Source organism: Rhizobium album, assembly GCF_003122325.1.
Taxonomy (GTDB): Bacteria; Pseudomonadota; Alphaproteobacteria; order Rhizobiales; family Rhizobiaceae; genus Metarhizobium; species Metarhizobium album.
Genome location: NZ_QFBC01000015.1, coordinates 89713 through 109608, shown reverse-complemented (window position 1 = coordinate 109608; position 19896 = coordinate 89713). Strand labels below are relative to the sequence as shown.

17 protein-coding genes are annotated in these 19896 nt (G+C 63.0%); 10 read left to right on the top strand and 7 right to left on the bottom strand.

What is annotated here, in order from left to right; genetic code table 11:
- Positions 1-11: 11 nt before the first annotated feature.
- Positions 12-791 (bottom strand): alpha/beta fold hydrolase, encoded by a 780-nt coding sequence (locus DEM27_RS25315; RefSeq protein WP_109461028.1) that lies wholly within the window; start codon positions 789-791, stop codon positions 12-14.
- 187 nt (positions 792-978) lie between these two features.
- On the opposite strand from DEM27_RS25315, the gene DEM27_RS25310 reads away from it, so the two are divergent.
- Positions 979-1179, top strand: a complete 201-nt coding sequence (locus DEM27_RS25310; RefSeq protein WP_109461027.1) for a hypothetical protein — start codon at positions 979-981, stop codon at positions 1177-1179.
- Positions 1180-1218: 39 nt separating this feature from the next.
- Here the strand turns inward: DEM27_RS25310 and DEM27_RS25305 are convergent, their stop codons facing one another.
- The 4 genes from DEM27_RS25305 to DEM27_RS25290 all read right to left on the bottom strand — a co-directional run bounded on the left by DEM27_RS25305 (position 1219) and on the right by DEM27_RS25290 (position 5920).
- Positions 1219-2190 carry an ABC transporter permease gene (locus tag DEM27_RS25305; RefSeq protein WP_109461026.1) on the bottom strand — a complete coding sequence of 324 codons (972 nt, stop codon included), beginning with the start codon at positions 2188-2190 and terminating at the stop codon, positions 1219-1221.
- A gap of 11 nt (positions 2191-2201) precedes the next feature.
- A complete protein-coding gene (locus DEM27_RS25300) occupies positions 2202-3182 on the bottom strand; it encodes an ABC transporter permease (protein WP_109461025.1) in 981 nt (326 codons plus the stop codon).
- Positions 3179-4720: a sugar ABC transporter ATP-binding protein gene (locus DEM27_RS25295; RefSeq protein WP_109461024.1), complete on the bottom strand. Its 1542-nt coding sequence runs from the start codon at positions 4718-4720 to the stop codon at positions 3179-3181. The genes DEM27_RS25300 and DEM27_RS25295 overlap by 4 nt, the downstream gene beginning before the upstream one ends.
- Before the next feature lie 69 nt (positions 4721-4789).
- On the bottom strand, positions 4790-5920 hold the full coding sequence (locus DEM27_RS25290) for a sugar ABC transporter substrate-binding protein (RefSeq protein WP_420028855.1): 1131 nt from the start codon (positions 5918-5920) through the stop codon (positions 4790-4792).
- A gap of 431 nt (positions 5921-6351) precedes the next feature.
- On the opposite strand from DEM27_RS25290, the gene DEM27_RS25285 reads away from it, so the two are divergent.
- Positions 6352-6561: a tautomerase family protein gene (locus tag DEM27_RS25285; protein WP_109461023.1), complete on the top strand. Its 210-nt coding sequence runs from the start codon at positions 6352-6354 to the stop codon at positions 6559-6561.
- A gap of 171 nt (positions 6562-6732) precedes the next feature.
- The gene (gene gntR, locus DEM27_RS25280) at positions 6733-7788 is read left to right on the top strand and encodes an HTH-type transcriptional regulator GntR (protein ID WP_245446098.1); all 1056 of its coding nucleotides are present in this window, start codon (positions 6733-6735) and stop codon (positions 7786-7788) included.
- 39 nt (positions 7789-7827) lie between these two features.
- Here the strand turns inward: gntR and uxuA are convergent, their stop codons facing one another.
- On the bottom strand, positions 7828-9045 hold the full coding sequence (gene uxuA, locus DEM27_RS25275; protein ID WP_109461021.1) for a mannonate dehydratase: 1218 nt from the start codon (positions 9043-9045) through the stop codon (positions 7828-7830).
- A 263-nt stretch (positions 9046-9308) separates the two neighbouring features.
- On the opposite strand from uxuA, the gene DEM27_RS25270 reads away from it, so the two are divergent.
- The 7 genes from DEM27_RS25270 to DEM27_RS25240 all read left to right on the top strand — a co-directional run bounded on the left by DEM27_RS25270 (position 9309) and on the right by DEM27_RS25240 (position 19473).
- Complete coding sequence (locus DEM27_RS25270; protein ID WP_109461020.1) at positions 9309-10517, top strand: efflux RND transporter periplasmic adaptor subunit; 1209 nt, start codon at positions 9309-9311, stop codon at positions 10515-10517.
- A gap of 12 nt (positions 10518-10529) precedes the next feature.
- Entirely contained in the window at positions 10530-13667 is a 3138-nt protein-coding gene (locus DEM27_RS25265; protein WP_109461019.1) for an efflux RND transporter permease subunit, read from the top strand.
- 13 nt (positions 13668-13680) lie between these two features.
- On the top strand, positions 13681-14292 hold the full coding sequence (locus DEM27_RS25260; protein WP_109461018.1) for a TetR family transcriptional regulator: 612 nt from the start codon (positions 13681-13683) through the stop codon (positions 14290-14292).
- Positions 14293-14500: 208 nt separating this feature from the next.
- A complete protein-coding gene (locus DEM27_RS25255; protein ID WP_109461017.1) occupies positions 14501-14944 on the top strand; it encodes a MarR family winged helix-turn-helix transcriptional regulator in 444 nt (147 codons plus the stop codon).
- Positions 14945-14953: 9 nt separating this feature from the next.
- The gene (locus DEM27_RS25250; RefSeq protein ID WP_109461016.1) at positions 14954-16645 is read left to right on the top strand and encodes an MFS transporter; all 1692 of its coding nucleotides are present in this window, start codon (positions 14954-14956) and stop codon (positions 16643-16645) included.
- Between the two features lie 18 nt (positions 16646-16663).
- Complete coding sequence (locus tag DEM27_RS25245) at positions 16664-17737, top strand: HlyD family secretion protein (protein ID WP_109461015.1); 1074 nt, start codon at positions 16664-16666, stop codon at positions 17735-17737.
- 386 nt (positions 17738-18123) lie between these two features.
- Positions 18124-19473: a putative bifunctional diguanylate cyclase/phosphodiesterase gene (locus DEM27_RS25240; protein WP_109461014.1), complete on the top strand. Its 1350-nt coding sequence runs from the start codon at positions 18124-18126 to the stop codon at positions 19471-19473.
- A gap of 154 nt (positions 19474-19627) precedes the next feature.
- Here DEM27_RS25240 and DEM27_RS33675 read toward each other — a convergent pair whose 3' ends face one another.
- Positions 19628-19828: a hypothetical protein gene (locus DEM27_RS33675; RefSeq protein WP_128755567.1), complete on the bottom strand. Its 201-nt coding sequence runs from the start codon at positions 19826-19828 to the stop codon at positions 19628-19630.
- Between the last annotated feature and the right edge of the window lie 68 nt (positions 19829-19896).

Here is a 19896-nt window from a genome sequence, read left to right as displayed (position 1 = left end):
TCGGGCGGCAGTCAAGGACAACCATCCTGGAGGAAGCGCGCAATCACCGCAGAAAGCAGTTCCTCGCATTCGCGATGCGGCACATGTCCGGTGCCGGCCAGAATGCGGACGGTTCCGCGACCATCGGCGATGCGATGCGCATGCGCCCGAGAGCCGTACTCGTCCTGATCCCCATGGATGGCCAGCACCGGGCAGCGCAGGCGGCCGAGGGCTTCATCCAGCGTCCAGTGCGCAAAGGCTGGCGACAGCCAGGTGCCGATCCAGGCATCGGCAACCCAGGGTGCCTTGCCGCCGTGGTATTTCGCCAGCCGCTCCATGTTGGCCGGGTCCGCGAACTCCCGTTGCACCACGCGGATGCCGTCGAGCGTTCTCGGCTCGACGAAGGCCTGCGCGGCGATGGTAACGGTGGCGCGGCACATGTCCGGAAAGGCGCCCGACGTTTCGACCGCCATGCCGCCGCCGACGCTGTGGCCGCAGGCCACAAATTCGTCGAACCCGTATGTCGAAGCCAGCAGCGGCAGGACCGTTCGCCCCTCCTGCGCGATAAAATCAAATTCCAGCCTGCCGGGACGCGGGTCGGAGCGGCCGAACCCTAGGCGGTCGTAGGCGATCACCCGCCGCCCGGTCGCCGCCGCAAGCCGCGCCGGAAAACTGCGCCACAGGGCGACGCAGCCGAGGGAATCGTGAAACAGGACGATGGGCGCGCCTTCACCGCCTGTCGGTGGCGTCCAGGCTGCGGAAAACAGCCGCGCGCCTTCAGTCTCGATCCATCGGGTTTCTTCTAAGGGCATGGAATCGGCGGCAGAAATGACGAAATCTCCTTGCGCTGGGTGCCCCTTCCGGCGCAAAAGCGCCGCGGCAACGAGGCGAAGCGGTTCGCGTCGCTAACAGGTTTCCCCTATCTTCGCCATAGTGGGATGGCACATTCACCCGGGGTTCATGTGCATGGGCGCCAGATAGCCGCCGGAGGTACAGGATATGACCACCACTCAGTTTTCGGATCGCAGGATGCCGCTGCGCGAGGAAGAGATCGAAGTCTGCGAGCGCGTTTTCAGGCAACTCTGCCTGCGCCAGCCACCGATGACCGAGGCGGAACGCGAGGCCCTCGCCTCCTCGATCATCTATTATTTCCAGACGGGCGTCCGCAATGAAGGCAGCCTCGCAAGGCTGCTGGCCTGAGGCAGGCCGCGCAGGGAGCCGACGCGAGAGAGCGGCGGATCAGCGGCTCGCGGGCGCACGGCCGTAGAGCAGGAGCATGAGAACGATCACCAAGCCGTAGATGATCTGGCGGCCGGCTTCCGGCATCTGCATGACCGAAAGGATCGATTGCAGCAGCGTGATGAGGATGACGCCTGCGACGGTGCCGAGATAGGAGCCTCGCCCGCCGAGGATCGAAGTTCCGCCCAAGACGACCGCGGCAATCGCCGGCAGCAGGTAGGCATCTCCCATCGACTGCGCCGCCTTGGAGGCATAACCGGCGAGCAGGGCGCCGCCGAAGGCCGACAGCCCGCCCGAGACGGCAAAGGCGATCATGACGATGCGGCGTGTGTTGATGCCTGAGAGATAGGCGGCGCGCTCACGGTTGCCGATGCCGTAGACGGCGCGGCCGAAGCCGGTTCGGCCAAGAACGAAAACCATCGCCGCGCCGATGATCGCCCAGATGAACACCACGTTCGGAATGCCCGGGATCAGCGCGCCGGTGGCGAGGTAACGCATGGCCGCCGTGGCGGAATCCTGCGGCGAGAAGCCGCCGGTATAGACCACCATGACGCCCTGGGCGACGGCATTGGTGGCAAGCGTCACGATCATCGACGGGATGCGCAGATAGGCCACCCCGAGACCGTTGACCAGGCCGATGGCGACGCCACAGAGAATGCCGAAGGGAATGGCGAGCGCCACGCCGACCGGCCCATAAGCCGCCGCCGCACAGGCCATCATCGCGCCCGTCGCCACGGTCCAGGGCACGGAAAGGTCGATCTGCCCGAGCAGGATGACGAGCATCATGCCGGTAGCGATGACACCGAGAAAGGATGCCACTTTCAGTTGCTGCAGCAGGTAATCCGGCGACAGGAAGGCGCGGGAATAGAAGCTGCCCAGCACCAGAAGCAGGATGATGCAGCCGAAGGCGGTGAGGACCGCCGGGTCGAAGCGGCGGAGGAAGCCTGGTTTGCGGTCCGTTGCACGCGTCATTGCCGTATCACTCACAGAAACCACTCCAGTCGATTGCGCACCCGGAAGAGGGCGAAGGCTCCGAGGCTGACCGCCACCAGCAGGATGAGGCCCTGGAACAGCGGCTGCCAGAGCGGGTCGAGATCGAAGACGAACAAGAGGTCGCCGATCGTCCGGAACGCCAGCGCGCCGAAGACCGCGCCGATGGCGCTGCCTTTGCCGCCGAACAACGACACGCCGCCCAGCACCACCGCGGCGATGGAGAACAGCGTATAGGCGTTGCCGCTCGCATAGGCCGCGTCGCCGGTATAGGTAAAGAAGGTGAGGAACAGCCCGCCGATGGCCGCCACGAAACCTGCCAGCGTATAGGCCAGGAACTTGCCGCGCCGGATCGGCATGCCGGACATGTAGGCAGCAGTTTCCGACGAGCCGGCGGCATAGGCGGCGCGGCCATAGACCGAGCGGCTGAACGGCACCCAGACGAGCAGCACCACCGCTGCAAGCGCCACAAGGCTGGCCGGAACGCTGCCGAACATCCGTCCGGTCAGCGCATCGGCAAGGCTCTCGTTGACCGAGCCGCCGGGGAACGGCCGCAAAAGCAGGGCGATGCCGAAATAGACCGCGCCCGTAGCGATCGTCGCGACGATCGGCTGCAGGCGACCGTAGATGACGATCGCGCCGTTGATTGCGCCGCAGAGCGCGCCGACGGCCAGCACGACGACCACGCCGAAGGCCGTTTCCAGCGGCGTGCCGACCACCAGCCAGGAAGCGAGGCAGTTGGTGAGCAGGAAGATCATGCCGATCGACAGGTCGATGCCGGCTGTGATCACCACCAGCGTCTGCGCCATGGCGACGAAGGCGAGAAGCACGCCCTTGTTTGCCGCGGTCTGCACGACATTGGCAGTGAACCCCGCAGGATGGTTTGCGGTATAGATGACGAACATCACCACGAAGATAAAAAGCGCCGTCAGCGTGCCCCGGTGTTCGGCCAGCCGGTATTGCCAGTCTTTCATAACGCCGCTCCCTGCTGGACGGTTTCGCCGGAGCCGATGTTGAGCGCGCTGGCGATCAAGGCATGTTCGGTGATTTCGGCACCCGCCAGCTCCCGCTTCACCGCCCCGTCATAGAGCACGAGGACGCGGTCGCAGCAGCCGATCAGCTCGGCATAATCCGTCGAATAGAACAGGATCGCCGCCCCATCGTCCGCCAGCCGGCGCAAGAGCTGGTAGATCTCCTGTTTGGTGCCGACGTCGATGCCGCGCGTCGGATCGTTGAGGAGGATGATGCGCGGCTGGCGCATCAGCCACTTGGCGATGACCACCTTCTGCTGGTTGCCGCCGGAGAGCGCGCCGACCGGCGCATCGAGGCTCCCAGCCTTGATGGCAAGCAGCGTCATCATCCGGTCGATGAAATCGTCTTCCCTGGCGCTGTCGATGATGCCGCCGCGGGTCAGGCGGTCGAGGGCGGCGAAGGAGAGGTTGTCGCGCACCGTCATCGGCAGCATCAGGCCCTCGGTCTTGCGGTCCTCGGGAATGAGCGCCATGCCGATGCCCTGTTCGCGCGCCTGCGCCGGGCTGCCGATATCGACCGGCTTGCCATCGACGAGCACCGTGCCGCGAAGCCCGCGCAACACGCCGAACAGCGCCAGCAGCAGGTCGCGCTGCCCCTGCCCGTCCAGCCCGCCGAGGCCGACGATTTCGCCGGCATGCAGGGAAAACGAAATATCGTGAAGCCGGTCCGCCCAGGAGAGATCGCGGACTTCGAGCACCGGCGTCGCCTGCGGCCGGCGATCCGGCTTCGGCGGATAGACGTTGTGATACTCGCGGCCGATCATCATCTCGATGACCTCTTCGTCGCTTCTGGAGCCTGCCGGATAACTCGCGACCTTGCTGCCGTTGCGGAAGACGGTACAGTCGTCGGCCAGTTCGGCGATCTCGTTCATGCGATGGGATATGTAGAGCAACGCCAGCCCTTCCGACCGCAGGCGCTTCAGCACCGCGAAGACCTTGGAGACGTCGGCGGCCGTCAGCGCCGATGTCGCTTCGTCGAGGATGAGGATGCGCGGCTTGCGGGCCAGCGCCTTGGCGATCTCCACCATCTGCCGCCGCGACAGCGGCAGGTCCTTGACCAGCGCCAGAGGGTGGATGTCGGCAGCACCGGCGCGGGCCAGTGCTTCTTCCGCCAGTCGCCGCTGCGCCTTGCGGTCGATCATGCCGAAGCGAGTCGGCGGGTTGGAGATGATGATATTGTCGGCGACGCTGAGTTCGGGGATCAGCGATAGCTCCTGGAAGACGCAGACGATGCCGGCATCGTTGGCAGCAGCCGGCGAAGCAAACTCCACTGCCCGGCCGTCGAGCGTCATCTGTCCTTCGTCCGGCGCCACAACGCCCGCCATGACCTTGATCAGCGTCGATTTTCCGGCGCCGTTCTCGCCAAGAATGGCATGGATGGCTCCCGCCCGGATCGACAGGTCGGCTTTTTCAAGCGCCCGGACGCCACCATAACGTTTTGATATGCCTTCCATGCGAAAGAGCGGTGCGGCACTTTCCATTGCGTTCCCCAGGTCCCGTTATACCGAAAGGGGCACCGCGCCGATGTGCGGTGCCCGATTTTGCCGGGCTTATTGGTTTTCCTTGGTCTGCCCCATGATTTCCTGCGCGGTGAAATTGATGCCGCAGGTCGGGAAGGAATTGCCGACGAAGAAGTTGTCGGATTCAGTCGGGAAATAGTCCTGGCCTTCCTTGAAATCGGGATCGGAGGCGATCGCCAGAGGCAGCTTGACCTCCTGCGGCACGACCTGGCCTTCAAGGGCAGCGATCGCCGTCTTGATCGCCACCGCGACCTGGGCTGGGCCGGACCCCGCCGAGGTGCACTTCAGCCCTTCGCCGGCAAACTTGGCGCAGAACTTGCGGAAGCCGTTCTCCGTTTCGCCGCCGAACGGCACGAAGGGATGCTTGGCGTCGATCATCGCCTGGACGATGCCGGTATCGCCGCCCTGGCCGGTGATGCCGTCGAACGGGCCGCTGGTGGCGATCGCATCCGCCGTCACCTTCTGGGCGACACCATCATCCCATTTGCCCATGACTTCGGTGACCTCGAAGGTCTTGCCCGACGCCTGGAATGTCTCGTGCAGACCGTTGTGGCGGTCGGTATCGACCGACGTGCCGGCAACGCCGCGCACTTCGAGCACCTTGCCGCCGTTCGGCAGATGCTTGACCAGCCAATCGCCCCAAAGCACGCCCAGCCCCTTCTGGTCGACGTTGACGTTGATCGCATCCTTGGTGTCGAGGATGTTGTCGAAGGCGACGAGCACGACGCCGGCTTCCTTCGCCCGCTTGATGACCGGCGCGAAAGCCGTCGGGTTCTGGGCGTTGACGACGATGGCGTCATAGCCGGAATCGATGAAGTTGTTGATCGCCGAGATCTGCGCCGGCACGTCCTCGCCGGTGGATACGACCTTGAATTCCTTCAGCTTGGCTGCGACATCCGACTGAGCGGCATAGGCCTTGGCCGTCTGCACCATCTGGATGCGCCAGGTATTGGCGATGTAACCGTTCGCCAGCGCTATGCGATAGGGACCGTCCTTCTTCGGGAACTTGAAAAACTTCGTTTCCGCCGACCAGGGGGCGAAACATTCCGGCTCGGCCGCCGGTCCTGAAACGACTTCGGGTTCGGCATAGGCCGCGGACCCGAGCATCATGAATGCAGCAGCAGCAACGATACCGCCAGCGATTGATTTCACCATCGACATTTCCTCCCTTTGTCGCGCTCCATAACCTCTTCCGCCGCCGACAGAATTTCCTCCTGTCGAACGTCGTAAACAGCACCGGCATCGGCACGCTGGATGCCCGGTTCACCCTAGACGGTGCGTTCTGGTCTCCTCCCAAAAACGCGGTTGTCTTTTGTTTGGGTAGCGCTACCATGGAAAATTGTAAAGGGCTTTTGTGGGTCTGGAGGGTAGGCAATGGCGATGATTATTAGTGAATTTCGGCATTCAAAAGCCGGATTCTCCGAAAAGCCGATCACTTTCCGTATGATAGCGCTATCGTTTCATCCGAGGCGGCAACCGGCTGTCATCCTGGCATGAGGCAAGAGCCGCCGACGGCGGTTTGCGGAATTTACCGATAAGCGGTGCGACTTATCGTCGGCAGCGCAAAACATTGTTGAGACGGGAGGCTCGAAATGCCATTTGTGCGCATCACCATCGTGCGCGAGACACTCGCGGATGATCCTTCAGGCAAAAAAGCTGCCGTCAGCAGCAAGGTCGCGGCGGCGATTGCCGAGGTTACCGGGCTTCCCGAACGCGAAGTCTCCATCGTCTTCGACGAGGTTGACGCGAGGAACTGGTATCTCGGCAGCACCGATGTCGAAGCCTTGCGCTTTCGCAGCTAGAGCATTTCCACGCCGAAGCGGAATCGCTTCGGCGTGGGACAATGCGGCAAAAACATAAAGTTAGGGCAATTCCGGCAAGCGTGCGGTTGCTTTCGAAATTGCGAAACAACAATGGGATGGAGCATTTGCGGTGCCCAGGTTTCATCGCAGATGCTCAGGCGGGGAGCCAGCGTGGGCGACGACATCGTTTCCAGGAACCAGAACCGCAAGGTGAGCCGGCGCAGCAGCGGCCGCCCCACCATCGCCGACGTCGCCAAGCTCGCCGGCGTCGCCGCGATCACGGTGTCGCGGGCGCTTCGCGATCCGTCGCTCGTCTCGGCGGAATTGCGCGCCCAGATCGACACGGCGGTCGTGCAGCTCGGTTATGCGCCAGACCCCAATGCCCGGGCGCTCGCCTCGTCGCGGGCCGATGTCATCGGCGTTCTCGTGCCGTCGCTGACCAACATCGTCTTCGCCGACACGGTGCGCGGGATCTATGACGAACTCGGTGAAAGCCCGCTGCAGATCCTGATGGGCAATACCCACTATTCCCCGCGCGAGGAGGAACGCCTCGTTCGCATGTTCCTCAGCCAGCGGCCGTCGGCCCTGATCGTTTCCGGCGTCGACCAGACGGAAACGACCCGCAAGCTGCTCGAAACGGCCGGCTGCCCGGTCGTCCAGATCATGGAGCTTGGCGAGGACCCGGTCGACATGCTGGTCGGCTTTTCGCATTTCGAAGGCGGCAAGACGGCGACCAATCATCTGCTGGAGGCCGGTTATCGCCGGATCGGCTTCATCGGCGCCCGCATGGATCCGCGCTCGCAGCGCCGCCTTGCGGGGTATCGCTGGGCGATGGAGGAGGCACGGCTCTTCGATCCCAAGCTGGTGACGACCACCCTGACCCCGTCAAGCATGCCGCTGGGCGGCCAGTTGCTGGCCGATGCGCTCGCCAAGGCCCATGATCTCGATGCGGTCTTCTGCAACAATGACGATCTCGCCATGGGTGTGCTTTTCGAATGCCAGCGGGCGGCTATCGCCGTGCCGCAACGCATGGGCATCTGCGGCTTCAACGACCTCGACATGATGCGCGTCGCCCATCCGCCGCTGACCAGCGTGCGCACGCCCCGCTACGACATCGGCCGGCGCTCGGTGCAGATGGTTCGGGACCGCCTGGCGGACCGGGCGGTGTCACCCGCGATCGTCGATCTCGGTTTCGAGCTGCAGATCCGCGAAAGCACGATGCGATGACACATGCGGCCATGCCGGAGGGCATGCGCCGCAATGCCTTCAGCGGGACAGTCCTTCCACGGGATGGTCGAGCGCGGTCATGATGCCGCGCAGTTCGGCCAGTCCTTTCAGTCGCCCGATGGAAGGGTAACCGGGCTGCGTCTTGCGCTTGTGGTCGTCGAGAATGTCCTGGCCGTGGTCGGGACGCATCGGGATCGACACGTCCGTGCGCCCCGCGGCGCGGCGCTTTCGCTCCTGCCGCAGCACCGCGGCGATGAGCGCCACCATGTCCGTGCCGCCGCCGAGGTGTTCGGCCTCGTAGAAGCTCCCCATGACGGCACCGCTCTCGCGCCGGACATTGCGCAGATGGAGAAAGTGCACCCGGTCGCCGAGCCGCTCCATCATGCCGGGCAGATCGTTGTCCGGCCGCGACCCCAGCGAACCGGAGCAGAGCGTTATGCCGTTGGCGGGTATGTCCACCGCCTCCATGACGGTCCTGTAGTCCGCTTCCGTCGACATCACCCGCGGCAGGCCCAGCAGCGGGAACGGCGGATCGTCCGGATGGCAGCACATCCGGACGCCGAGCTTTTGCGCCACCGGCCCCACCTCCGAGAGGAAATCGACGAGATGCGCCCGGAGCGTTTCGCCGGACAGGCCGGCATATTCGGCGAGGTGGCGGCGCACATCCTCCAGCGTAAAATTCTCGGCAGCGCCCGGCAGACCGAATACCGCGTTGCGGGCCAGTTCGCTGCGGCGCGCATCCGACATGCCGGCGAAACGGCGCCCTGCCTCCCCGACCACCTCTTCGGGAAAGTCTTCCGATGCACCCGGCCGTTCCAGGATGTGGATGTCGAAGGCGGCGAAATCGATAAGATCGAAGCGCATGCAGGTCGCGCCGTTCGCCAGCCGGTAGGCGAGATCGGTACGCGTCCAGTCGAGCACCGGCATGACATTGTAGCAGACGACTTCGATGCCGGCGGCGGCGAGATTGGCGAGTGACTGCTTGTAGGCGGCGATATGTGCCTTCCAGTCCCCCTTCTGCTTCTTGATGTCTTCCGACATCGGCAGGCTTTCGACGACTTCCCATTTCAGGCCCGAAGGGGCGCCGTCCGTCATGCGGGCGATCTCGCCCTGCCTCCTGGCAATGTCCTCGGGGCTCCAGACCGCCCCGGTGCGAACATGGTGGAGAGCGGACACCACCCCCTCCACGCCCGCCTGCATCATGTCATCGACCGAAACCAGGTCCTTCGGCCCGAACCAGCGCCATGTCTGCCGCATGTTTTCCTCCCCTTCGATTGCCATTCCCAGGAGATGGCAGGTGCGTAGATACGCCAAGCCACTATCCTGCCCAAGCCCAATCCACGTCTGGCGTTATGCAATGTCAACCGGAAGCCGACAATCTTTCTTTCGCCACGCGCCTGCGGAGTTCGACGTCATCGGCAGGCACTCACGATTTTTTCACTTGCAAAACCATGGCGCACTGCAATATCGATATACATATCAGAATGTATGTATATTGGATCATGCTTGTGGAGACGTTTATGCGGGCGGGAAAACTGGGTGCTGCCATCGTTTTGGGATGCGGCATGGCATTGTTGGCGGGGTGCCAGAAGGAAGAAGCCGCTGCACCCCCGGCGATGCCCCCCGCCGAAGTCGGTATCGTGCTGGTCGCCGAAGAGGCGCTGCCGATCGTCAACGAATTGCCGGGCCGCATTGCGCCGACACGTCTCGCGGAAGTGCGTCCGCGCGTCTCCGGCATCCTTGTCGAGCGGGTTTTCGAGCAAGGTTCGCTGGTCAAGGAAGGTGACGTGCTTTACCGCATCGATCCCGCTCCCTTCAAAGTCCGTGTCGACAGCGCCCAGGCGCTGCTGCGCAAGGCCGAGGCCTCCCGCCTGCAGGCACGCCAGACGGCCGACCGTCAGGAGCGCCTGCGCAAATCGAACGTCGCCTCGCAGCAGGAAATCGACAATGCCGTCGCCCTGCTCGCCCAGGCGGATGCCGACGTCGCGGCGGCCCAGGCATCGCTGGCGGAAGCCCAGCTCAATCTGCAATATGCCGAAGTCAAGGCGCCGATCAGCGGCCGCATCGGCCGGGCGCTGATCACCGAAGGCGCGCTGGTCAATGCCAACGGCACCGAAAACCTGGCGACCATCCAGCAGCTCGATCCGATCTATGCCGACTTCACCCAGCCGGCTGCCGACCTCATCCGCCTGCGCAAGGCCTTGCAGGACGGTCAGTTGATGACCGGCAAGAACGAGGCGGAGGTGCAACTGGTTCTGGACGACGGCACGCGTTACGGCGCGCCGGGCCGCCTGTTGTTTTCCGAAGCCGCCGTCGATGCGACGACCGGCCAGGTGACATTGCGCGGCGAATTCCCCAATCCCGACGACGACCTGCTTCCGGGCATGTATGTGCGGGTGCAGATCGAGCAGGGCGTGGAAAAATCCGCCCTGGCCGTGCCGCAGCAATCCGTTCAGCGTGATGCCGGCGGCCAGGCCAGCGTCCTGATCGTCAATGCGGAAAACAAGGTCGAACAGCGCACTGTCGTCGTCGGCCGCATCATCGGCAACCGCTACGTCATTGCCCAGGGCCTCAAGGCCGGCGACCGCGTCGTCGCGGAAGGTTTCCAGAAGACCGCGCCCGGCGCCATCGTCAAGCCGGAACCGTGGGTAGCCACGCCGGCGGCAGAACCGGCCGGCGACGATTCGAAGACAAAATCCGCGGAACAGGCCGCGGCGGCGAGCGAGTAAGGATCCCCCATCATGGCCCAGTTCTTTATCGGCAGGCCCATCTTCGCATGGGTCGTCGCCATCTTCATCATGATCGGCGGCGTCATCGCCATTCCGTTGCTGCCCGTGGCGCAATATCCGAACGTCGCCCCGCCGCAGATCACCCTGACGACGACCTATCCCGGCGCCTCGTCCGAAGAGATCTACCAAAGCGTCACCGCGCCGATCGAGCAGGAGCTCAACAGCGTCGACGGGGTGATCTATTTCGAATCCACCTCGGATTCCTCCGGCATGGTGCAGATCACCACGACCTTCGAACCCGGCATTGATTCCGGACAGGCCTCGATCGACGTTCAGAATGCCGTGCGTCGCGTCGAGGCGCGATTGCCGCGGGTCGTCACCCAGCAGGGTGTCGAGGTGGAAGAGGCCGGTACGGGCTTCCTCATGCTCATCGCGCTGGTCTCCACCGACGGCAACACCGACGTCGTTTCCCTCGGCGACTACCTGCAGAGAAACGTGCTCGGCGAACTGCAGCGCCTTCCCGGCGTCGGCCGTGCGCAGATCTTTGCGAGCCAGCGCGCCATGCGCATCTGGATCGATCCGGACAAGATGGTCGGCCTCAACCTGTCCGCCGCCGATATCAACAATGCCATCAGCGCCCAGAACGCCCAGGTCGCGGCAGGCCGCATCGGCGCCCGGCCGAACCCGATCAACCAGCAGATTTCCGCCAGCGTTCTCGTCAAGGGCCAGTTGTCGTCGCCGGAAGAGTTCGGCGCCATCGTCCTGCGCGCCAATCCGGACGGTTCCTCGGTGCGCCTGCGCGACGTCGCCCGCATCGAAGTCGGTGCGGAAACCTACAATTTCGAGACCAAGATCAACGGCCAGCCGGCCGCAGCGCTCGCCATCCAGCTGTCGCCCACCGGTAACGCCATGCAAACCGCCGGCGCCGTGCGTGACAAGATGGACGAGCTTTCGCGCTTCTTCCCGCCGGGGCTGAAACATATCGTGCCCTACGACACCTCGCCCTTCGTGGCGGTGTCGATCGAAAAGGTGATCCATACGCTGATCGAAGCCATCGTGCTGGTTTTCGTGGTTATGTTCATCTTCCTGCAGAATTTCCGCTACACGCTGATTCCGACGCTGGTGGTGCCGGTCGCCCTGCTCGGCACCTGCGCCATCATGTATGCCAGCGGATTTTCCATCAACGTGCTCACCATGTTCGCCATGGTGCTGGCGATCGGCATTCTCGTCGACGACGCCATCGTCGTGGTCGAAAACGTCGAACGCATCATGGCCGAGGAAGGCCTGTCGCCGCGGGAGGCAACCAGGAAAGCGATGTCGCAGATATCGGGCGCCATCATCGGCATCACGCTGGTGCTGACGGCCGTCTTCATTCCCATGGCCTTCTTCCCCGGCGCCGTCGGCGTCATCTACCAGCAGTTCAGCCTGACCATGGTCGTCTCGATCCTGTTCTCCGGCCTGCTCGCCTTGTCGCTGACGCCGGCGCTCTGCGCCACCTTCCTGAAACCCATCAAGCAGGGGCACCACGAGAAGAAAGGCTTCTTCGGCTGGTTCAACAGACGCTTCGACGCCGGCACCCGCAAATATGCCGGCGCCGTCGGCTTCCTGGTGCACCGCGCCGGGCGCTTCATGGTGATCTATCTCGCCATCGTCGGCGGGCTGGCCTACCTCTTCCTGCAGTTACCGAGTTCGTTCCTGCCGAACGAGGACCAGGGCTACATCATCGTCGACATGCAGGCTCCGGCGGAAGCCAGCGCCAACCGCGCCTTGAGCGTCGCCGACCGCGTCGACCAGATTTTCGCGCAGGAGCCGGCCGTCGACCAGCGGACGATGATCAGCGGCTTCAGCTTCTCGGGCTTCGGCGACAATGCCGGCCTCGCCTTCGTGACGCTGAAGGACTGGAAGGAGCGTGGCCCCAACGATTCCGCCGACGCGATTTCCGGGCGCGCCAACGGCCAGCTCTTCGGCCTTCGCGACGCCCTGACCTTTGCGTTGTCGCCGCCGCCGATCCAGGGCCTCGGCAACTCCGGCGGCTTCACCTTCCGTCTCCAGGACCGGTCCGGCGCGGGTGCCACGGCGCTCAGTGCCGCGGCAGGCCAGTTGATGGCCGCCGCCGGCCAAAGCCCCATCCTCGTCGGCATGCGCATCGAAGGCATGCCGGATGCGGCACAGCTCAACCTCAACATCGATCGCGAGAAGGCCAACACCTTCGGCGTGACCTTTGCCGACATCAACTCGACGATTTCGGCGAACCTCGGCTCGACCTACATCAACGACTTCCCCAATGCCGGCCGCATGCAGCGCGTCACGGTGCAGGCCGACCAGTACCAGCGCATGAGCGCCGACGGCATCCTGAACCTCAACGTGCCGAACGCCGCCGGCGGCATGGTGCCGCTGCGCTCCTTCGCTACCGTCGACTGGACCAAGGGACCGGCGCAGGTGGTGGGCTACAACGGTTATCCGGCGGTGCGCATCGCCGGCAATGCCGCGCCCGGCTATTCCTCCGGTGCGGCGATCGCCGAAATGGAGCGGCTGGCGGCCCAATTGCCGACAGGCTTCGGCTATGAATGGTCAGGCCAGTCGCTGCAGGAAATCCAGTCCGGTTCGCAGGCGCCGATGCTCGTCGGCCTGACGATCCTGTTCATCTTCCTGCTTTTGGCCGCCCTCTACGAAAGCTGGAGCATCCCACTGTCGGTCATGCTCGTGGTGCCGCTCGGCGTCATCGGTTCGGTCGTCGCCGTCATGCTGCGCGACATGCCGAACGATGTCTACTTCAAGGTCGGCCTGATCACCATCATCGGGCTTTCCGCCAAGAACGCCATCCTGATCGTCGAATTCGCCAAGGATCTGCGGGCAGAGGGCAAGCCTCTGCTGGAAGCGACGATCGAGGCCTGCCAACTGCGGTTCCGGCCGATCCTGATGACCTCGCTCGCCTTCACGCTCGGCGTCGTGCCGCTGGCGATCGCCACCGGCGCCAGCGCCGCCAGCCAGAATGCCATCGGCACCGGCGTTCTCGGCGGCATGATCTCCGCCACCGTTCTCGCCATCTTCTTCGTTCCGGTTTTCTTCGTGTTCGTCATGAAGCTTTTCGGCAAGACCGGCCACAAGAGCGAACCCGTTGCGGAGCAAACGGCGCAACCGGCGGAATGATGGCATAACCGACATGAGGCGCACCAAGGCGGAAGCAGCGGAAACAAGGGCGGCAATTCTGGTTGCCGCCGAAAGGATGTTTTTCGAGAAGGGCGTCGCCAACAGCACGCTGGAAAACATCGCTACTGCCGCCGGTGTGACGCGCGGTGCCATCTATTGGCACTTCGCCAGCAAGACCGACCTCTTCCTTGAACTCTACAATACCGCCCGCCTTCCCGAACTCAGCATGATGGATCTGGAGAAGGTGGGGGTGGAAGGGGTCGATGCGCTCAATTTCATCGAGCACGCCCTCTATGAATGGATCGACCTGCTGGCCGACGACATCCCGCGCCAGCGCATGTGGACGATCCTGATCCGTACGAATTTTACCGAAGAACTCGAGCGGGTCGCCACGGCGATGCAGGCGATCGAGGACAGCCAGACCGAGCTGCTTGTCGCCATCTTCGAACGCGCGGCCAGCACCGGTCGCCTGTCGCCGGCCTGGACCCCGGAATTGGCCAGCCTGACGCTGAAGTGGCACGCCAAGGGCATGTGCTGGGAATGGCTGCTCGAAGGCCAGAAATTCGACATCCGCACGCTCGGCCGCCAGAGCGTCGGCAAATTGTTCGATGCGTTCCGCGCTTAAACGGCGCCTGTTCCCACCTGCCGTTGCTGCTTTATCCGTCCCTTTCCGTGGCGCTCGCAAGCATGCGCCGGCTTCCCTGCCAACCGGACATTCCGATATCCCGCAGACCGCTTCCCAGCCGGCAGATGCATTTTGTCAATTGCTCGCTTGAAAATATGTCTTACTTATTATATCCAACCCTATAATTAGTGCGCTATGGATATGGACGATGCGAAACAATGCCGTCGAACGCCGCCTCATCGAGGACGTCAGCGCCTTCGGACGCAAGCTGAAGACCGTTTTCGAGTTTTTGACGCGTAAGCAGAACATCACCCTGCCGCGCATGCGGGTGTTTGCATCGCTGGTCCAGAAGGAAGGCATGAACCAGCGCGAACTGGCCGAGCGGCTGGAACTCGAAACGCCGACCGTCGTCCGTCTTCTGGACACGATGGAGGCGCAGGGGTTCGTCGAGCGCCGTTCGAGCGACACGGACCGGCGAGCCAAAGAAGTCCATCTCACCGGTTTCGGCCGCCAGACGGCCGAGGAGGTCGACAGCGTCGCCGGCGCACTCATCCTGCGCCTTGTCGCCGGCATTCCCGAAGAAGACCTCTTGACGGCATCGGCCGTCATCAGGACGATGCAGGCAAATCTTCAGAGCGTTCGGACCTCCTGAGGACGTGTCATGACCAACGATCAAGCACGAAATGCGGTCGCCAACGACAATGCCGTCGCGACCCTGCGGGAAGAGCCCGAGACGGCGGCGCTATCGACACAGTCACCAGCCCCGGCCCCGGCGCCGCCAGCAATGTCGCGCTGGAAGATGCCGCTCTACATCGCCTCTTCGGTGCTGTTCTTCCTGACGCAGGGGCTGGGGATGAATCTGGTCTCCGCCAACATCTACCAGCTTCAGGGAAGTTTTTCGGCGACGGTGGCGGAAATCTCCTGGCTGTCGGCCGCCTACATGGCGCCTTACGCCAGTTTCGCGATCGCGCTTTTCAAGATCCGGACCCAATACGGGCTGCGGCGCTTCGCCGAATTCAGCATCATCTGTTTCGTCCTTGCCTCGATCCTCAACCTGCTCGTCACCGACCTGCATTCGGCGATTGCCATCCGCGCCATCAGCGGCATGGCCGCCGCTCCGCTTTCGACGATCGGCTTCCTTTACATGCTGGAGGCTTTTCCGCCGGCAAAGAAACTGTCGCTCGGCCTCAGCCTCGCCCTGATGAACACGCTGATTTCCGCGCCGCTGGCCCGGATCATCTCGCCGACCCTGCTCGATTTCGGCGGCTGGAATGCGCTCTATTCGTTCGAAATGGGGCTGGCGCTGATTGCCTTGCCGGTCATCTACCTTCTGCCGGTGACCGCGCCGCCGCGGGCCAACGTCATCCAGCGCACCGATATTCTCAGCTACCTGCTGCTCGCCACCGGTTTCGGCTGCCTTGCCGTCTTCCTGACGCTCGGCCGGCTGTACTGGTGGTTCGAAACGCCCTGGCTCGGCGTGCTGCTCGCCGTGACCATCGGCGCCATGACGCTGCTGTTTATCGTCGAGGCGCCACGCAAGAACCCGATGCTCGACTTTCGCTGGCTGTTTTCCGGGCCGAACATGCGCATGGCCGGCCTGCTCCTGCTCTTCCGTTTCGTTTCCTCGGAGCAATCGACCACGGCCGCCAATTTTTACCAGCAACTCGGCCTGCTCAACGACCAGACGGTATCGCTCTATGCGGTGGTCCTCGCCGCCGCCATCGTCGGCGGATTGTTCTGTTCGCTGCTGATGCTGACCCGCTACGTCGAAACGGCACATGCGATCGCACTCGTTCTTATCGCTGCCGGCGCGTGGCTCGACAGCCAGTCGACCAGCATGACCCGGCCGGCCGACATGTATCTCAGCCAGGCGCTCGTCTCCGCCGGCGCAGCGATGTTCCTGCCGCCGATCATGTCCAAGGGGTTCGGCGCGGTGCTCGCCAAAGGCACAACCTATGTCGTCAACTTCCTGGTGATCTTCCTGTTCACCCAGAGCATCGGTGCCTTGTTCGCTTCGGCGGTGCTCGGCACCTTCGTGACGATGCGGGAAAAATTCCACTCCAATATCCTGGTGGAGCGCATCCTGCTGTCCGATCCCGTCGTGGCGCAGCGCGTTTCGCAACTTTCCGGCGCCTATGGTAAGGTGATCTCCGACAAGTCGCTGCTGAATGCCGAAGGGCTGTCGCTGCTTGCCCAGCAGGTGACCCGCGAAGCCTATATCCTTGCCTATAACGACGCATTTTTCGTCATTTTCCTCGCCAGCTTCGCAGGTCTGGTGATCCTTCTCCTGCATCGCGCCTTCGACAAGATCGTCACGCTTCGTTCCGCCGCAGCCCCGCAGCCAGCCCCCTGACCGAACCCAGAAAAATCCATGTTCAAGCTTCTTCGCTCCCCCAGCACCCTCATCACCATCCTCGCAGGCATCGCCGGCGTCTTTCTCGTGCTCTATGCCTGGCGGCTGCCGCCTTTCATGACATCGGTCGAAACGACGGAAAACGCCTATGTCCGCGGATATGTCACGACGATTTCGCCGCAGGTGAGCGGTTACATCGTCGAAGTCCCGGTCAAGGATTATGCCGATGTCCGGCAGGGTGACGTGCTCGTGAAGATCGATGATCGCACCTACACCCAGAAGGTGGCGCAGGCCCGGGCCACCCTCGGGGCACAGGAGGCCGCGCTCGCAAATTCGCATCAGCAGGAATTGTCGGCGCAGGCGAACATCCACGCCGCAGAAGCCGAGGTCGAAAGCGCGGAATCCGTGCTCAAACAGGCGCAGCTGACATCGAAGCGGGTGACCAATCTGACGGACCGCGGCGTGGCCTCCACCAGCGAATCCGAAAAGGCGGAAGCGGCGCAACTGCAGGCGAAAGCGGCGCTCAACCGCGCCAAGGCAGCCGTCGAGGTGGCCACCCAGAGCCTTGCAACCATCATCGTCAGCCGTGCCGCCCTGGAGGCGAACGTCGCCGGCGCCGAGGCCACCGTGCAACTGGCGGAAATCGACCTGCAGAACACTGTCATCGTCGCCCCGCGCGACGGCCGCCTCGGTGAGATCGGCGCGCGACTCGGACAATATGTAACGCCTGGCACGCAGTTGATGGCCGTTGTGCCGCGCGATGTCTGGGTCGTCGCCAATTTCAAGGAAACGCAGCTCTACGGCATGCAGATCGGCCAGCCGGTATCGATCGTCGTCGATGCGCTGAACAAGCGCAAGATCAAGGGCCATATCCAGAGCTTCTCGCCCGCAACCGGTTCGGAATTTTCGGTGATCAAGCCGGACAACGCGTCCGGCAATTTCACCAAGATCGCCCAGCGCGTCGGCGTGCGCATCAGCATCGACAAGGACCAGGATTCGATCGAACATCTCGGCCCTGGCCTGTCGGTCGTCGTTTCCATCGACAAGAGCAGCGTGCCGGAAACGGGCGAAGCTTCGCTGAGCCTATACTGACCCAAAACGAGAATCCCCCGTCGATCAGCGTCCGGGATAGTCACAGTCAGCGCGAGAGACGCATTGGCTCGATGAAAATATTTGGCACAGCCCTGTTTCAATTGATCGTTGAAAGATCTATTCTTGCTTCGCACCGAAGTTATTTTCAATAGAAAATATCTCGTACGGGCAACTATTGCCGGACATGCGAGCCAGCCTCACCCGCGGCATTCTTCCCGTCACTGCTTCACGCAAGTTTGAATCAATGTTTCGGCAGTGGAATTGCAATTTGTGAAGTCGAGTTCGCTAGAGTTGCTGTCCTGACATCCGTGGATGATGAAAGAAAACCCGGTGAAAATGTCAGAACGCAGAGATCAAGGTCAAGATTGCCGGGGCAGAGCGAAGCATTGGATAAACTTTCGGAACAATATTCCCACCGGCTGATTTTCGCCTATCAGGCGGGTGCGCTACTGGTGCTTTGCGTCAGCATGATCTGGTGCATGGTGTTTGTCGCCTATGGCTGGTGGGAACTGGCGGCGACCGATGTGGTGCTGGCGATCGTCAGCTTCGCAAGCCTGTTGCTGATCCGCGCCCGGCGCCTGACAGCCGCGCTGGTTGTCTCCGAACTGGCCTTTCTGGCCTTCATCCTCGGTTTCTGCCTGATGTTCGACACCCCGACCGCAAACGCCCCCAGGGTGACGCATCTCTATCTGCCGGTGCTGGCCATGCTTGGCTACATCAACTACCTGCGCCGCAAATCGAAATTCCAGCTGGCGGTCGTGGCCGCCTGTCTCGCCTCCTTCATTTTCCTGTCCGCCTCGAACTGGGCACTGCCCTTTGCCCGGCCGGTACCGGACGAGATCCGTTTTGTTGGAACCTGGATCAATTCCTTCTTGGCGACGGCGATGGTTTGCGGTTGCATCTATGTCATCCGGCTCGAATTCACCCGGCAGAAGGGCATGGTGCGCGAATTGCAGCAGGCGATGCGCAACGATGAACTGGAACTCTTCCTCCAGCCGCAGATCAACAATGCCGGCGATATCATCGGTGCGGAGGCGCTGCTGCGCTGGAAGCATCCGCAACGCGGCTACGTCGCCCCCAACGTCTTCATCCCGCTGGCCGAAGAGAGCGGTCTCATGCCGCTCGTCGGCGGCTGGGTGCTCAAGGATGCCTGCCGCACGCTGGCAAGCTGGGCGGACGATCCGGTGCTCAGCAGGCTGACGCTGGCGGTCAATGTCAGCGCCAGCCAGTTCGCCGTCAGCGATTTCCAGCAATCCGTGCTCGACACCGTGGCCTTCTACGGCATCGAACCCTCCCGCCTGAAGCTGGAACTGACCGAAAGCGTCATCATTGCCGACATGGAGCCGGTGATCGCCAAGATGAATGCCCTGCGCGCCGCCGGCATCCGCTTCGCGCTCGACGATTTCGGCACAGGCTATTCGTCGCTCAGCTACCTGCGCCGCCTGCCGCTCTACCAGTTGAAGATCGACCGAAGCTTCGTGAATGACTCCACCGAAAACCAGCACGCGGCCGGCCTGGTGCGAAACATCATCCAGATGGGTCGCGACCTCGGCCTCGTCGTGCTGGCTGAAGGCGTGGAGACGACGGCGCAGCATGCGCTGCTGCTGGATAGCGGCTGTCACGAATTCCAGGGCTTTCATTTCGGCCGGCCGGTTCCGCGCGAGACGTTCGAAGCCGCCGTGCAGGCGGCAGCCGTGCACGCACAGGCCGGCATCCCGCAATCGGCCCGCTCCTGACCATGTGCACGAATTCGGGCTCTCGCAGCGAGCCGCCAGACAGTCCGGAAAAGCAGCAAGAAATCGGTAAATCTGTGAAAAGGAAGAAAAAGCGACGGCGAGAGCGCCCGGGCTTCACGGAAGGAGCCAGCTCCCGCGGGAGCTGGCATGGCATTCAGGCGACAGGGATATTCTGTCGTTCGGCCATCATCGTTCTCAGCAGATTTTCGCGGAGAAACGCGTTGCCGATTTCATTGACCCCAAGCGCGGTGGATCTTCGATCGTCCTTGTAAAGGACATGCATGACGTCGCCCTCGATTTCGTAATGGGCAATCACTTCAGAACCAGTTTTTGGCCTATAGGTGAAAGGGATCATAATACACTCCTGTTCGTGCAGTTCAGGGAGTGGCTGCTACCCCAGCAGCCATTTTTACGCCTTGTGCG

Excerpts from the sequence above, each read along its gene's own strand:
- DEM27_RS25265 (WP_109461019.1), top strand. The coding sequence starts at position 10,530 with ATGGCCCAGTTCTTTATCGGCAGGCCCATCTTCGCATGGGTCGTCGCC.
- DEM27_RS25295 (WP_109461024.1), bottom strand. The coding sequence starts at position 4,720 with ATGGAAAGTGCCGCACCGCTCTTTCGCATGGAAGGCATATCAAAACGT.
- DEM27_RS33675 (WP_128755567.1), bottom strand. The coding sequence starts at position 19,828 with ATGATCCCTTTCACCTATAGGCCAAAAACTGGTTCTGAAGTGATTGCC.
- DEM27_RS25310 (WP_109461027.1), top strand. The coding sequence starts at position 979 with ATGACCACCACTCAGTTTTCGGATCGCAGGATGCCGCTGCGCGAGGAA.
- DEM27_RS25260 (WP_109461018.1), top strand. The coding sequence starts at position 13,681 with ATGAGGCGCACCAAGGCGGAAGCAGCGGAAACAAGGGCGGCAATTCTG.
- DEM27_RS25245 (WP_109461015.1), top strand. The coding sequence starts at position 16,664 with ATGTTCAAGCTTCTTCGCTCCCCCAGCACCCTCATCACCATCCTCGCA.
- DEM27_RS25290 (WP_420028855.1), bottom strand. The coding sequence starts at position 5,920 with ATGTCGATGGTGAAATCAATCGCTGGCGGTATCGTTGCTGCTGCTGCA.
- DEM27_RS25285 (WP_109461023.1), top strand. The coding sequence starts at position 6,352 with ATGCCATTTGTGCGCATCACCATCGTGCGCGAGACACTCGCGGATGAT.
- DEM27_RS25270 (WP_109461020.1), top strand. The coding sequence starts at position 9,309 with ATGCGGGCGGGAAAACTGGGTGCTGCCATCGTTTTGGGATGCGGCATG.
- DEM27_RS25305 (WP_109461026.1), bottom strand. The coding sequence starts at position 2,190 with ATGACGCGTGCAACGGACCGCAAACCAGGCTTCCTCCGCCGCTTCGAC.
- uxuA (WP_109461021.1), bottom strand. The coding sequence starts at position 9,045 with ATGCGGCAGACATGGCGCTGGTTCGGGCCGAAGGACCTGGTTTCGGTC.
- DEM27_RS25250 (WP_109461016.1), top strand. The coding sequence starts at position 14,954 with ATGACCAACGATCAAGCACGAAATGCGGTCGCCAACGACAATGCCGTC.
- DEM27_RS25255 (WP_109461017.1), top strand. The coding sequence starts at position 14,501 with ATGCGAAACAATGCCGTCGAACGCCGCCTCATCGAGGACGTCAGCGCC.
- DEM27_RS25315 (WP_109461028.1), bottom strand. The coding sequence starts at position 791 with ATGCCCTTAGAAGAAACCCGATGGATCGAGACTGAAGGCGCGCGGCTG.
- DEM27_RS25300 (WP_109461025.1), bottom strand. The coding sequence starts at position 3,182 with ATGAAAGACTGGCAATACCGGCTGGCCGAACACCGGGGCACGCTGACG.